The sequence below is a fragment of the Aeromonas dhakensis genome, assembly GCF_002285935.1.
Taxonomy (GTDB): Bacteria; Pseudomonadota; Gammaproteobacteria; order Enterobacterales; family Aeromonadaceae; genus Aeromonas; species Aeromonas dhakensis.
Genome location: NZ_CP023141.1, coordinates 1,709,610 through 1,723,015 on the forward strand (window position 1 = coordinate 1,709,610; position 13,406 = coordinate 1,723,015).

Below are 13,406 nucleotides of genomic sequence, written 5' to 3' on the forward strand. Positions count from 1 at the left end.
AGGGCTGCCCGCGGGCAGCCCTTGTCATTTTTGGTGCTCAGGCCGTCTGGGGCACCTGGCGGTTCACCTGACCCACGAACAGCTGATGGAAACGGGAGTGGGAGTTGGCCAGCAGGCTGACCGGCGAGCCCTGCTCTACCACGGTGCCGGCCTCCATCACCACCACCTTGTCCACCGACAGCAGCGGCTCCAGATGGTGAGCGATCACCAGGTAGCTGGCCTCCGGCCGGTAGCGATAGAGCAGCTCCGCCATCTTGCGCATGCCGCCGTGGTCGAGGTCCGAGGTGGCCTCGTCCAGCACGATGAGCGGGCGGCGCGACAGCAGGATGCGGGCGATCACCAGCAACTGGGTCTCGCCAGCGGAGAGCTGCAGTTTGTCGAGCTCCTCGTCCAGCCGGCCGGCGCAGCGCTCGGCCAGCCCCACCCGGGCCAGTGCCTGCTCCAGTGCCGCGTCGTCATGCTCGGTCAGGGGCGCCAGGTTGGCCCGCAGGGTACCGAAGAAGGTGAGCGGGATCTGGGAGACGGTGTCGTAGAGATCGCGCACCGCTTCCGGCGCCAGCCGGGAGAGCGGCTGCTCGCCGTAGTAGATCTCCCCCTGGGTGGCGGGATACATGGCCTGCAGCACCCCCAGCAGCGAGCTCTTGCCGGCGCCGGTACGGCCGCACACGCCCACCTTCTCGCCGGGGGCCAGCTCGAAGTTGACCTTGTGCAGCGCCCACTGGCTGGCCTGGGGGTAGCGCAGCCCCAGGTTGTCGAAGCGCACCTTGGGGTGAGCGGTGGCGAGGGCCTCCCCCTCCTGGCGCTCGCTCTCTATTTCGCTGTATTCACGCACCCGTTCCACCGCGTTCATCACCTGCTCCACCTCGGCGAAGGTGCGGATGAGGGAGTTGAGCATGGCGGAAGCGGTAAAGGCATAGGTGATGGCCACGGCCCCCAGCAGCGAGCTGTTGCCAAAGGCCACCATCAGCGCCACGGCGCCCACCAGGGCGGCGGAGAGCAGAGTCTGGTGCATGCCAAGCCAGCGGTTGATGGAGGTGGTGGTGTACCAGCTGCGCAGGTTGTTGTCATAGTGCAGCAGCACCTGATCCAGCGCGAAGCGCTCGGCCCCGGCCAGGCGCAGGGCGGGGGCGCCACGGATGGTCTCGCTGATGCTGATGTAGAGCGGCGAGCGCAGCACCGACGCCTGCCGCCGCAGCTTGAGCTGCACCGCCCGGTAGCGGCGCTGCAGCACGTAGAGGGCCCAGCCCACCAGGGGGGCGATGAGCAACAACAGCGGCATGTTGACGCCGATCACCACCACCTGCAGCGCCACCGACACCAGCATGCCGAACAGCCCCATCAGCATCGACAGCAGGATCTCCTGGGCTTCCCCCAGATCCCGGTCGAAGCGGTTGAGGATGCGCCCCTGCGGCACCTTGTCGAAGAAGGCCATGGGGGCGCGGCTGATGCGCCCCAGCATGCCGTCAAACAGGGTCCAGGCCAGCTTGAGGCCGAGTTTGTAGTTGATGACCCGCACCACCATGATGCAGGTGAGGGAGCCCGCTCCAAGCAGCACATAGATGCCGAGCAGCTCGCTCACCTCGGTCACCCCGGCCTTGCCGCCGAGCCAGAGATCCGAGGCGATGCGCAGCCCCTCCTGACCCAGGGTGAGCAGCAGGGCGAGCAGGATGGCGCCGGGGGCGGCCAGGCGCTGCCACATGAAACCGAACAGCCCCCAGTCCACCTTGCCCTCCACCACCTTCTCTTCATTGAACTGCTCCGCCTCCTGGGGCGGCACCGGCGGGACGGGCTGGGGATGCTGGATAAGATCCGCCAGCTGGTGGGCATCGAGCTCCACCAGTTCGCCCTGCTCGATGCGGATCACCCGATCGCAGTGAGCCAGCACGTCCGGGTCGTGGCTGACAAGGAGCCGGGTCGGCCCCGGCTTGAAGGCGAGCCCCCGCTCCAGCACCTGGGCCGAGACGATGGGGTCGAGCGCCGAGAGGGGGTTGTCCAGCAGCAGGATGTCGGCCCGGGCGTAGAGGGCGCGGGCCAAGGCGACTCGCTGCTGCTGGCCGCCGGAGAGGCGGGTGCCGAGCTCGCCCACCAGGGTCTGATCGCCGTGGCTGAGCAGTTCGAGGTCGGCGCCCAGCGCACAGGCCCCCAGCACCCAGCGATAGCGCTCGGCGTGCCAGGGCTGGCCAAACAGGATGTTGTTGCGGATGGTGTCGTTCATCAGCCAGGGCTTGTGGCCCAGATGGGCGACCCGGCCGTGGCGGCGGATGCTGCCCTCGAAGCCGTCGTCAAAGCCGGCGACCAGGTGCAGCAGGCAGCTCTTGCCCGCCCCGGTGGCGCCGGTGATCCCCACCAGTTCCCCCGGCTGGATAAACAGGCTGGCTCCCTGCAGCACGGTTTTTTGCTGGTGCAAGGCGGTGACGTTGTCGAGCCGCAGGCCGCCCACCGGCAAGCTGGGGTCGGTGAGATCCCTGTGTTGCTCGGGGCCGTTGAGAAACTCGCACAGCCGGTTGAAGCCGGTGTTGAAGTTGATCAGGGTGCGGATGAGGTAGGGCAGCCGCATCATGGGGATGCGCAGCACGGTGAACAGGGCGATGGTGGTGAACACCTGGGGCAGGGTGAGTTCTCTGCCCGACACCAGATAGGTGGTGAAGGTGGCCAGGGTCACCAGCAGCGGGGTGCTCAACATCAGGCTCTCGTTGATGGCATCGAGCCTGAGCACCCGCCCCAGCACCCCCAGCTCCTGCTGGCGCTTGTGGCCGGCGGCCCGGGTGAAGAAGGCACCGAGCCCGTTCTGGCGCACCAGCCGCAGCTTCTTGATGTACTCCGCCAGGATGCCGTTGCGCTCGTCCTGCTGACGCTTGAGCTGCTGCTCCTGCTGATTCATGCGTCGCACCACCCGGGTAGAGATGAGCAGCAGCAGGGTGAGCACGGCGAAGCCGACCAGGCCGGCGCTGCCCACCTGCCACACCAGCAGGGCGATGGTGCCGAGCAGTTGCAGCAGCATGGTGAGCGGCATGGCGGGGTCCGCAAGAATCCAGGTGATGTCCCACACGTCCCGGTTGATGAGGTTCTGCACCCGGCCACCGGCCCGGTCGTCGAAGCTCTTGCCGCCCAGCTTCATCACCTTGGCGAGCAGGGACTCGGCCAACAGGCGGCGGATGGGCACGTGCATCTTGAGCGCCAGCTGCAGCGAGTGCTCCGCCAGCATGCCGGAGGCGAGCACGGAGGCGAACAGGGCCAGGGCCAGCAACAGCTTGTGGCCGGTGTCAGCGCCGGTGCCAAGCTGGGTCATACTGTGGTTGAGCAGCCAGGGGCTGGCCAGGGTGGCCAGCATGCCAAGCAGCTGCAGCAGGGTGAGCAGGCCGATGCGGCCGCGATACTGGCGCCAGATAAAGGCGGTGATGGGCCAGGGGCGCACCGGCTGGGCGGCGGTGAGCGCGAGGAAGGCGTCGGCGCGGCCATCGCGCCTGTCTTCCGGCAACAGGGGATAGAGATCGTCGAGGTTGACCTGGGGCTCGGTAAGCCCCTTGCGTTGCAACGGGCCGGTCCAGTGATAGAAGAGGCGGCTCAGCCAGCCGGCCGATATTTCCGGATGATCCAATGGGTGTCCTTATTATTTTGTGCTGCTTCCAGGGGGCGGGGCGGCTCATGGGCCGCCCTCGATATTGTCGTCTTGCTGCGGGCGCGAGCCCGGCGGGATCAGCGATCCCGATTCATGCGGATGAGTCGGTCCAGGATCTGCTCACCATCGACCCGCAGGCCGTTGTGCTCGTACTCGTTGGTGATCCAGGCGCGGCTGTTGCCAAGCCCCTTGAGGGTGTCGCGGCTGTAGTCGAACTCCACGTACATGTCCTCGGCATAGACGGCGCAGGCCACCGGCACGGTGTTGCGGGCCAGCTGCGCCGGGTCGTAGAGGGGGCCCCAATCCGCCTTCTGGGCCAGCAGATGGGCGGCCTCCTTCAGCGGGATGAGCTCGCGGAACTGCTCGAACATCCAGGGGAAGATCATCTCGCCGGTGAAGGCGAAATCCTTGCCCGGTGCCCAGGCCAGGGCCGGGAACTCGCCCCTGACCCGCTCGGCCGCCCAGTTGCTGGCGCTCCCTTCGCAATAGATGGACTCGTGCAGGATGGCGAACACCGGGTTGGTGTTGAACGGCTGCATCGCCTGCAGCTGATAGAGGAAGGCGGGGTTGAGCCGCTCGCCGATGAAGGCGTCCTCCAGCAGGTAGTAGAGCTCCTCGAAGGCGCCGCTGGCACCCAGATCCAGCCCCTGCTGCTGCAACTGCTCCACCGTCAGGCGCTGGCCGTTGGGCAGGCGCACCTCGTGACTGTGCAGGTGGTTGGCCAGCCGGTTGGCGATGGCCTGGGCATGGGGGAAGCGGGCGAAGAAGGCGCGGTTCTTGTCGGCCACCCGCTGGTAGGTGGCGCGGTAGACCTCGTCTGCGCTGCGACCGATGGGGGCCACCCCGCCGGTGAGGTAGACCTCGTGCAGGCTGCCTGGGAACAGGGAGAGGTAGGTGAGGCTGCAAAAGCCGCCGAAGCTCTGGCCGAGTAGGCTCCAGAGGCGACCTGGGCTCAGCACTTCGCGAACGTACTCGGCGTCGCGCACTATGCTGTCGGCGCGAAAATGGCCGAGGTACTCCGCCTGCTGACGGCCAGTGAGCTGGGCCAGCGCCTCGGCGCTGATGGGGCTGGAGTGACCGGTGCCGCGCTGATCGAGCAGCAGCACCCGAAACTCCTGCAGAGCCCGTTTGATCCAGCCGCTGGCGGCGGTCGGGCGCGGGGCGCCAAAGCCGGGCCCGCCCTGCAGGAACAGCAGCCAGGGCAGATCGTCATGCAGCTTGTCCTGGCGGCAGAGGGTGCGGCCGAACAGGGTGAGGGTCTCCTCCTCATCCGGTCGCTGGTGGTCGAGGGGCACGGTGAAGAAGCGGGGCTCGCAATGGATGCCGTCCAGCACGTAACGCAACGGGCTGCTCATCTGGGGTCTCCCTGAGGGTAGGAAAATCGTCGGCCTCATCATAGCCCTGGCGCAGGGGCGGGTCACGCCGGTTTTCCAAATTGTTAACATTGTCGTCAAGTGAAAACGGGGGGCCACAGGGTGATGAATTTATTGTCGGCAAGGGAGTTGACGGTGGCGGGCCGGCTGCACAAAGATGGCTCGCCTGCCGACGGGGCAGGGGTCGTAACAGGATGAGGTGGGCGCGATGAAGCCTGGGTGGAGACGATTGCGCAAAAAAGAGAAACGGGTGAACCCGGAGGGGATGCTGCAGACCGGCTTGTTGCTGTTCAGTGCCACCTGCGGCGCGACCCTGCTGCTGGCAACCTGCAACGGCAGCTGACCGAAATGAAAAAAGCCCGCTCGATGAGCGGGCTTTTCAAATTTGGCTCCTCCTACTGGACTTGAACCAGTGACATACGGATTAACAGTCCGCCGTTCTACCGACTGAACTAAGGAGGAATTTTGGTGCCCAGAGACGGAATCGAACCGCCGACACGGGGATTTTCAATCCCCTGCTCTACCGACTGAGCTATCTGGGCAACGGCGCGCATTAAACCCTTTCTGAACGGATGTGTCAACCGCATGGCGCAGATAGTCGTATCGTTCGCTCGACAAGTGAGCAATCAGGGTGTTTGTTGGGCGGTTTGGCCTGTTTTCATCTCAGGTGGCGGGTCGGCAGATGAAAAAAGGGGCCCTGGGGCCCCTTGTCATGGCTGTCGCGCTCAGTGGCGGCTGACGATGATCCGCCCGGTACTCATGTCACGGGCCTGACCGGTGACGCTGATCTTGAGCCCGTACTCGGGCAGCAGGCGACCGGCATCCGGGATCTCCTTGCTCTGGTAGCTGCGGGAATCCTTGAACACCCGGTTCGGGGTGATCCAGAAGTCGCGCAGCAGGGAGCCGCTCGGGTGCTTGAGGTTGAGCGGCTGCTGGAAGCCCAGGCTGAAGGTGGCGTCGTGGATCTGGTAGCGGGTACCGGCTACGGCGCCGTCGCTCCACTTGAGGGTGCGCTGATCCGCATCCACCACCCCGAGGAAGCCCTCACCCGGGTGGACACCCACCCAGTTGTTGACCTGGCTGTTGTCCACGTACCAGAGCAGCATACCCGGCTCGTAGCGCATCAGCTGGTCGGCCACGTTGATGTGGGCCAGCCCCTTGTCCACTCCCGCATGGTTGCGCCACTCGGCCAGGTAGTAGTGATCCTTGGCCTCGTTGCCGTCGCTCTTCACGAAGCCGGCGAGGGTGAAGGGGGTGTTGCCCTCGGCACCGTCGCTCAGCAGGGTGTCGCCATCGGCGAGGATCTGCAGCTCGTCCACGAACAGCCCGTTCTCGGCCACGCCGCCGTCGCTCAGGTATTGCAGGGTCAGAGTGACCTGCTGACCAGCCCAGGGGGTGAGGTCGAACTCGGCATCGGTCCAGCCGTTGGAGTTGCCGGTGATGCCGATCCCGAAGCCGACCCCGTTGGGATCGTCACTGGTGGTCAGGTTGCCCGCGATGGGCTGGCCGTTGACCAGCACCCTGGCGTAGTCGTACCCCTCTTCAATCTGATACCAGGCCTTGAAGTTGAGGCTGGCGCTCTGTTTGCCGCTCAGATCCAGCTTGAGGCTCATGCGGTTGTCGAGGTTGTTGCCCTTGCCGCCGTGATACTCGTACTGGCCGGCGTAGGGCGGGTTGAGCGGGATCTGCTTGGCCGGCAGGTTGATGCGCACCACGTCGTCGTTGCGCCCCTTGTCGTTGGCCTGATCCAGCATGTAGACGTTGCCGCGCGGGCTGAGATCGGCGAGCTGCACATTGCTGCCGTGCAGCCAGTTGCCGCCGAGGGAGGCCTGCAGGAACTCCTTGGCCCAGGCGGAGAACCCGGTCGGCTCGGTGCCGCCGATGACCCCGGCCCAGGAGCCTGAGGACATGATGGACCAGGTCGCCACCGGTTCGCCCTTGCCGGTGTACTTGGTGTCGTACTCGTCCGGCAGCCCCAGATCGTGGCCATATTCGTGGGCACAGACCCCGGCCGCCGCATCGATGGGCTGGATGGTGTAGTCGTAGGCGGCAAACTTGCCACCGAAGTTCTGGCTCGGACTGCTGGTGCCCGGGATGGGGTAGGGGGCACCCAGGTTCCAGCGGTGCGCCCAGATGGCGTCTTCGCCGAGATCGCCGCCACCGGCCTCCTCGCCGACGCTGGAGTGGAAGATCATCAGGTGGTCGATGAGGCCGTCCGGCTCGTCCCGGTTGCCGTTGCCGTTGAGATCGTAGCGATCCTCCTGGTCAAACTCGGACAGATCGATGGAGGGGTCGCCCGCCACCTGGATCAGCGCTTCTTTCACCAGCTCCCGGATGGTGTTCGGGGTGGCGTTGGCACCGTAGTAGGCGGCGTTCTTGCTGGCGGTATACCAGCCCGCCACCTGGCCGCGCACGCTGTAGCTCTTGCCGGACTGCTGCTCGTAGAACTGGCGCATGGAGATGAACTGCTCGCCGTTCGGGCCGGCATAGCCCTTGGACGAGAACAGCAGGTCGTTGTAGTGCTCCGGGGTGTAATTCGGGTAGTACATCTTGGTGAGCTCGGGGCGGATGCTGTTCTTCGGGTAGTCGGGGAAGTCCACCAGGATGGCGAGGATCTTGTCCTTGCGCATCTTGCCCTGGTAGTGCTCCCGCTCGATGGACTTGAGCAGCAGGGTAGGCACCCGATCGCCAGGACGGGCGGTGCCGTTGAGGCGGATCTTCTTGAGGATGGTCTCGCGCACCTTGCCCTCTTTCACCGCCAGGGTACCGCTGTTGCCCTGATAGGCCCGCGACTTCTCGCGATAGTAGCTGGCGAGGGCCGCCTGCTCCTGCTCGGGGGAGGCCAGGGTCGGGATGCGGCCGCTCTTCTTGAGCATCTCCAGCACCTTCACCTCATCGGCCAGGGGGGCATCGAACGGACCGTGGACCGGGGCGGCCATGGCGTGGTTTCCAATCATAAGGGTTGAGCCGACAAGCAGGCTCATTATTGTTTTTTTAGGCATTATCTATGTGCTCCTTCACATGATAAAAAGGGAGCCTCACTGGCTCCTCTTTCCGTACGGGCGATGGATTGCCCGCGTCCCTTGATACACTCCGTGGATGGCCTTGTCACCGTCGCGCTGCTGGTGGATCCTGCTGATTTCAAACGGCTTGCTGGCGCTGTCGCGTGGTTTTGACACATCCGTGCAAAGCTCCATATGGAGCAATCCTGTTTTGGCGGCAGATTACCCTTTATTAACCTTTTGTGATGGCACCCCATTTGGGGTGGCTGCCGACGACGGCTTATCTTGGTCTGCCGCATTGAGCCGGATGGGCTGTGCGAGTATGCTTTGCCGCAACCGGGCCTGCGGGGCGGCAGATGGCCGAGATGGCACCGTCCGCGCTGGCATTTGATCACAACACAGTCGCATCTGGGGTTAATATGAGTCTTGATATGCAAGAGTGGCGCGAAGAGACCACCGCCATCGTCAACGAGTTGCTGGCCGATGGCAGCAACCCGGATCTGGAGTACGAGATTGAGCACCACTTTGCCTGCCAGGATTTCGATCTGCTGGAGAAGGCGGCGGTCGACCTGTTCAAGGCCGGTTTCGAAGTGACCGATGCCGAAGAGATGGAGCTGGATGACGGCGCCACCATCTTCTGCTTCGACGCCACCGTCGAGTGCAAGCTGGACATCGAGACCATAGTGGCGGACATCGCCACCATGCTGCCCATCCTCGAAAAATACGGCGTGGACTACGACGGCTGGGGCACCTACTTCCAGGAGTAAGGCGCCAGCTCACGCACGCTTTGCAAAAACAACAAGGCCACCCTCGGGTGGCCTTGTTGTTGTGAGCATCACGCCTGTGGCAACTGGTAGCAGCGGGCAAACTCGGCGGGGGGCAGCGGGCGGCTGAACAGGTAGCCCTGCAACCGGTCGCAGCCGGCCTGTACCAGCCACGCCTGCTGCTCTTGCGTCTCCACCCCTTCGGCGGTGATCTTGATGCCGAGCTCGTGGCCCAGCCCGATGACGGAGCGCACGATGGCGGTGGTGGCCTGGTTGGTGACCAGCTCCTGCGTGAAGCTTTTGTCGAGCTTGAGGGTCGCTACCTGCAGCCGTGGCAGATAGGCCAGACTGCAGTAGCCGGTGCCGAAGTCGTCGATGGCGAGCTGAAAGCCCGCCTCGATCAGGCAGGCCAGGTTGCTCTCTATCTCGTCGGCGTTCTCCATCAGCACCCCTTCGGTGATCTCCAGCTCCAGCTGCCAGGGGGCGAGGCCGTGACGCTCGATGCAGGCGAAGATCTGCGGGCAGAGCTCGGGATCGCGAAATTGCAGCGGCGACAGGTTGATGGAGAGCACCAGATCCGGTGCATCGGCCTGCCAGCGGGCCAGCTGGGCGCAGCCCTGCTCCAGCATGTGGCAGCCGAGCAGGCCGATGAGCCCCAGCTCTTCCGCCAGCGGGATGAACTCGTCAGGCGAGATCATGCCTAGCTCGGGATGGGGCCAGCGGCAGAGCAGCTCGGCCCCGTGCAGCTGGCTGGTGCGGGTGCTGATAATGGGCTGGTAGACGGCGGTCAGCTGGCCGGACTTGATGGCAAGCGGCAACTGGGCCGCGATGAGCTGGCGACGCTTGAGCTTGGCATCGAGTTCGGGGTCGAACAGGGTGCAGTGCTGCTGCTGACGCTTGCCCTGGGCCAGGGCGGCCTCGGCGTGGCTCAGCAGCCGTTCGGCGTCGTTGGCCTTACCGTGGGCGATGCCGAGGAACACCGGGATCTGGATCCTGTGCTCTTCCACCTGATAGGGGACCATCAACGCCCCCTGCAGACGGCTGCTCCAGTTGGCCAGCGGCTCGTTCAGTTCGGGCAGCAGCATGGCGAAATCGTCGGCGGCCACCCGGCACACCAGCGACTGGGGCGGGGCCAGCTGCTGCAGGCGACGGGCCACCTGGCTGAGCAGGCGGTCGGCGACCCGGATGCCGAAGCGATCGTTGATCTCGCGAAAGTGTTGCAGGTCGACCAGCACCAGGTTCGCCTTGCGGGCGCCGAGGTGACGGCTGGTCTGCAGAAAGTGGGAGAGCTTGAGCAGGCCGGTCAGGCTGTCGTAGTGCTGCTCCTGCTGCAACTGGGCCTGGGTGGTGCGCAGGCCGGTGATGTCGCGGCTCAGGGTGAGGATGCCGAGGGAGTTGCCCTCGTCGTCCGGCACCTCGACCCGGGTCACCTCCAGATGGCGGCCCTGGCCGTTGGCATCCACCAGGCAGTATTCACCCCGTCCCATCGGCAGTTCGGTGGAGAGGCGGTGGGCCACCCGCTGGCCGAGGGCCTCGCTGGCTGCCATCCCCATGAAGTCGAGAAAGGCTTGGTTGCAGTCGATCAGCAGCCCCTGGTGGTCTTCCAGCCGGATCGGATCCGGGATGGCGTCCAGCAGGCGGCGTTGCAGCAGCTGTTGCTGGCGAAAGGTCTGCTCCAGCTCCTTGCGTTGATCTATCTCGTTGACCATGCCAAACAGGGCCACCGGCTTGCCCTGCTCGTCGTAGAGCGGGATCTTGTGGATCTCCATCCAGCTGGTGGCGTCGCCGTTGCTGCAGTGCAACTGCTGATAGAGCAGGGGTTTGCCCTCCGCCAGCAGGCGCAGATCCTCTTCCCGAAAGATGTCGCCCCAGGGCATGTCGGCGTCCGTCTTGCCGACGAGATCCGCCGGCAGCGGCAGCCCCGCCTGCTCCGTGAAGGCACGGTTGGCAAACAGGTAGCGCCCATCCGTATCCCGGCAGAAGATATTCATGGGTAGCTGGTCGATGATCTGCTGCAGCAGGGGCAGGGTGAGCAAGGAGTTCACACAGACACTCACGGGGGAAATTTCGAGCAAATCTATGATAGCAGGCTGGTTTTGTAAAGCTTGGGTTAAGGCTGACTCATTTCTGCCGATCCCTGCTGACAGTCTGTGTCGCTGCCGCCATAATAGCCGCCGGTCGGCCGAGGGCCGGATTATATGGATGAGAGAAGCAGCATGAAAAAGATAGTGGGAGTAGCACTGGCCCTGTTGATGGCCGGTTGTGCCAGCGACAACAATGGCGGCGAGCAGTACCGCTATACCCCGCCGGTAGCCAAGGCGACCAACAACACCCAGGAGATGCAGATCCCGGTGGATCTGGTGTGGGCCCGCGCCGAGAAGTGGTTTGGCGATCATGGCCTTAACATCGAAAACAGCCAGCGTGGCTCCGGCCTGATGACCGCCAACGTCGAGAATTCGGCCGACGGTCTGGAGTGGCTGGATTGCGGTACCATGGGCTCCAAGGTCGCACTGGGCAACCCCAACCTGCAGATCAACCTGATCATCACCCAGAGCGGCAACAACAGCGTGGCCACCGTCAACGTCAAGGGCAACACCCAGCTCTACTTCGTCGAGTCCTCCGGCGAGCGGGTACCGGCTCCTTCCATCACCCCGGTGTGCGTCTCTCGCGGCAGCCTGGAACAGAGCCTGTTCTCCACCCTCGCCAACTAAGGTTGCGCCGAGTGCCAGCAAAAACCCCGTTGCCTGCAACGGGGTTTTTTGTTTCCGGCCTGGTGGAAGGGGAGATGCGGGCCGCTGTTGATAGCCGCAAAAAAACAACCCCCGGCAGAGCCGGGGGCTGGATAGAGTCGGGTGACTTAGCGGGCGACGTCGCCGTGAAACAGCGTCTGCTCGCCGGCTTTGAGCACATACCCCTTCCAAGGGAAGAGGGTGTAGCCGCTGCCTTGCCACGACCAGTTGCCTTCTGCGCCTTGGCGGGTGAGCAGGTGTTGCTCGCCGCTCGGCAGGGTCAGCTCGGCCTGGCTCTGATCGGCGTTGAACAGCACGAAGGCGCTGCCGGTCTGGCCGGCATCGGTCGGATTGAGCCTGATGCCCTGCTCGAACAGCCGCACACACTGCCTGGTCAGGGCTGACCACTGATAGCCGGCGCTGGCACGGCAGCCGTGGACATCCTGATCATTGCCGACCAGGTGTTGTTCCGGGGTACTGCAGGCCGCCAGCAGCAGGGAGGCGGCCATCAGGGTCAAGGTACGCATGGTTACTCTTTGGCATCCCGCTCGATGACGATGTTGGAGAAGCCCAGCTCCTTGAAGTAGTTCTCCCGGTAATCTTTCACGCTCTTCTTGTCGCGCCGGCATACCTGGGCCAGCTGCTCCTCCATGGCGTGGAAGCTGGTCAGGTTGATCCCCTCGGCAGCGGCAATGGCATCGTAGATGCTGTTGAACTTGTCGTTGGCGTAGCCGATCTCTTTGGTTTTCTTGCCGTAGGTGTAGGTAATCTTGAACGCCATGGCGTTATTCCTTTGCTTTGGCCTGCTTGCGCTGGACGTACAGATAGAGGCTCTCGACCTTTTCCCGTGCCCAGGGAGTTTTTCGCAAGAATTTCAGGCTGGATTTGATGCTGGGATCCTGGGTAAAGCAGCGGATATTGATCTCCTGCCCCAGTTTTTCCCAGCCGTAGTGTTCGACCAGGGCGGTGACGATGGCTTCCAGCGTCAGCCCGTGCAGCGGGTTGTTCTTCTGGGAAGCGGGTTGATTGCTCATGCCTGCTCCGCCAGCTTGGCAAAGGGTTGACCCATGCGGGTGGTGACCCCGTTGGCCAGATGGGGCTCGAAACCGGCCAGCATGCCCGGACCAAACAGGCAGACCACGGTACTGCCCAGCTTGAACAGCCCCATCTCGGCGCCTTTTTGCAGGGTGATGGCCTCGTCGCCTGTGTAGTCCCAGCGCACCACCTTCTTCTCTTTGGTCGGCGCTATGTTGCCGGCCCAGATGGTCTCGATGCTGGCGACGATAGTGGCACCGACCAGCACCAGCGCCATGGGGCCGTGCGGGGTGCGGAAGGTGGCCACCACCCGCTCGTTGCGGGCAAACAGGTTGGGCACGTTCTCGGCGGTGAGCGGGTTGACGGAGAAGAGATCCCCTGGCACGAACACCATGCTCTCCAGCACGCCGTCCAGCGGCATGTGGATGCGGTGATAATCCTTGGGTGCCAGGTAGATGGTGGCGAAGTCGCCATCCTTGAACGGCGCCACCAGATCCTCATAACCGCCCAGCAGCTCGCGGGCGCTGTAGTCGTGGCCCTTGGCCTGGATGATGCGGCCCTGCTGGATCGGACCGAGCTGGCTGACGGTGCCATCCACCGGCAGGGCCAGGGTCATGGCGTCTTCCACCAGGGGGCGAATACCGGGCTTGAGTTCGCGGGTGAAGAACTCGTTGAAGCTCTTGTAGTGGGCAGGGCTCTCGTGCAGCGCCTCGCTCATGTCGACCTGGTACTGCTTGATAAAGGCCTCGATCACCCTGGTGGTGAGGTTGCCCGCTTCGGCGGCGGCAAGCTTGCCCACCAGGCGGGAGAGGGCGTGTTTGGGCAGACAGTATTGACCGGCAATTTTCAGGTTGTCAGTAATGCTCATGTTCATCATCAACGTA

11 protein-coding genes and 2 tRNA genes are annotated in these 13,406 nt (G+C 64.2%); 3 read left to right on the forward strand and 10 right to left on the reverse strand.

Translation table 11 applies throughout. The features are described from left to right. Window positions 1–37: 37 nt before the first annotated feature. Together CK627_RS08390 and CK627_RS08395 are read right to left on the reverse strand one after the other, a co-directional pair. The gene (locus CK627_RS08390) at window positions 38–3,598 is read right to left on the reverse strand and encodes an ATP-binding cassette domain-containing protein (RefSeq protein WP_095592103.1); all 3,561 of its coding nucleotides are present in this window, start codon (window positions 3,596–3,598) and stop codon (window positions 38–40) included. Window positions 3,599–3,696: 98 nt separating this feature from the next. After that, complete coding sequence (locus CK627_RS08395; protein WP_095592104.1) at window positions 3,697–4,974, reverse strand: alpha/beta hydrolase; 1,278 nt, start codon at window positions 4,972–4,974, stop codon at window positions 3,697–3,699. Between the two features lie 226 nt (window positions 4,975–5,200). Between CK627_RS08395 and CK627_RS23150 the strand changes: the two genes are divergently transcribed. Next, entirely contained in the window at window positions 5,201–5,335 is a 135-nt protein-coding gene (locus CK627_RS23150) for a hypothetical protein (protein WP_080631843.1), read from the forward strand. A 43-nt stretch (window positions 5,336–5,378) separates the two neighbouring features. Here CK627_RS23150 and CK627_RS08405 read toward each other — a convergent pair. The 3 genes from CK627_RS08405 to CK627_RS08415 all read right to left on the reverse strand — a co-directional run bounded on the left by CK627_RS08405 (window position 5,379) and on the right by CK627_RS08415 (window position 7,931). Continuing rightward, window positions 5,379–5,454 (reverse strand) — tRNA-Asn (locus CK627_RS08405). A gap of 4 nt (window positions 5,455–5,458) precedes the next feature. Continuing rightward, a tRNA-Phe gene (locus CK627_RS08410) sits at window positions 5,459–5,534 on the reverse strand. A gap of 183 nt (window positions 5,535–5,717) precedes the next feature. Continuing rightward, window positions 5,718–7,931 (reverse strand): immune inhibitor A domain-containing protein, encoded by a 2,214-nt coding sequence (locus CK627_RS08415; RefSeq protein WP_254425355.1) that lies wholly within the window; start codon window positions 7,929–7,931, stop codon window positions 5,718–5,720. A 482-nt stretch (window positions 7,932–8,413) separates the two neighbouring features. Here CK627_RS08415 and rraB point away from each other — a divergent pair, with 482 nt between their 5' ends. After that, on the forward strand, window positions 8,414–8,761 hold the full coding sequence (gene rraB, locus CK627_RS08420) for a ribonuclease E inhibitor RraB (RefSeq protein ID WP_080628938.1): 348 nt from the start codon (window positions 8,414–8,416) through the stop codon (window positions 8,759–8,761). A 68-nt stretch (window positions 8,762–8,829) separates the two neighbouring features. On the opposite strand, the gene CK627_RS08425 is transcribed toward rraB, so the two are convergent. Beyond that, window positions 8,830–10,803 carry a putative bifunctional diguanylate cyclase/phosphodiesterase gene (locus CK627_RS08425; RefSeq protein ID WP_095592106.1) on the reverse strand — a complete coding sequence of 658 codons (1,974 nt, stop codon included), beginning with the start codon at window positions 10,801–10,803 and terminating at the stop codon, window positions 8,830–8,832. 171 nt (window positions 10,804–10,974) lie between these two features. Between CK627_RS08425 and CK627_RS08430 the strand changes: the two genes are divergently transcribed. Beyond that, window positions 10,975–11,469: a hypothetical protein gene (locus tag CK627_RS08430; protein ID WP_010633004.1), complete on the forward strand. Its 495-nt coding sequence runs from the start codon at window positions 10,975–10,977 to the stop codon at window positions 11,467–11,469. A gap of 146 nt (window positions 11,470–11,615) precedes the next feature. On the opposite strand, the gene CK627_RS08435 is transcribed toward CK627_RS08430, so the two are convergent. The 4 genes from CK627_RS08435 to asd are packed head-to-tail and all read right to left on the reverse strand — an operon-like array spanning window position 11,616 to window position 13,390. Continuing rightward, window positions 11,616–12,014, reverse strand: coding sequence for a hypothetical protein (locus tag CK627_RS08435; RefSeq protein WP_010633005.1), 399 nt, complete (start codon window positions 12,012–12,014; stop codon window positions 11,616–11,618). A gap of 2 nt (window positions 12,015–12,016) precedes the next feature. Next, window positions 12,017–12,268 carry a DUF2960 domain-containing protein gene (locus CK627_RS08440; RefSeq protein ID WP_005297812.1) on the reverse strand — a complete coding sequence of 84 codons (252 nt, stop codon included), beginning with the start codon at window positions 12,266–12,268 and terminating at the stop codon, window positions 12,017–12,019. Window positions 12,269–12,272: 4 nt separating this feature from the next. Then, a complete protein-coding gene (locus CK627_RS08445) occupies window positions 12,273–12,521 on the reverse strand; it encodes a VF530 family protein (RefSeq protein ID WP_095592107.1) in 249 nt (82 codons plus the stop codon). Then, window positions 12,518–13,390, reverse strand: coding sequence for an archaetidylserine decarboxylase (asd, locus tag CK627_RS08450; protein WP_017763974.1), 873 nt, complete (start codon window positions 13,388–13,390; stop codon window positions 12,518–12,520). The genes CK627_RS08445 and asd overlap by 4 nt, the downstream gene beginning before the upstream one ends. Window positions 13,391–13,406 lie beyond the last annotated feature (16 nt).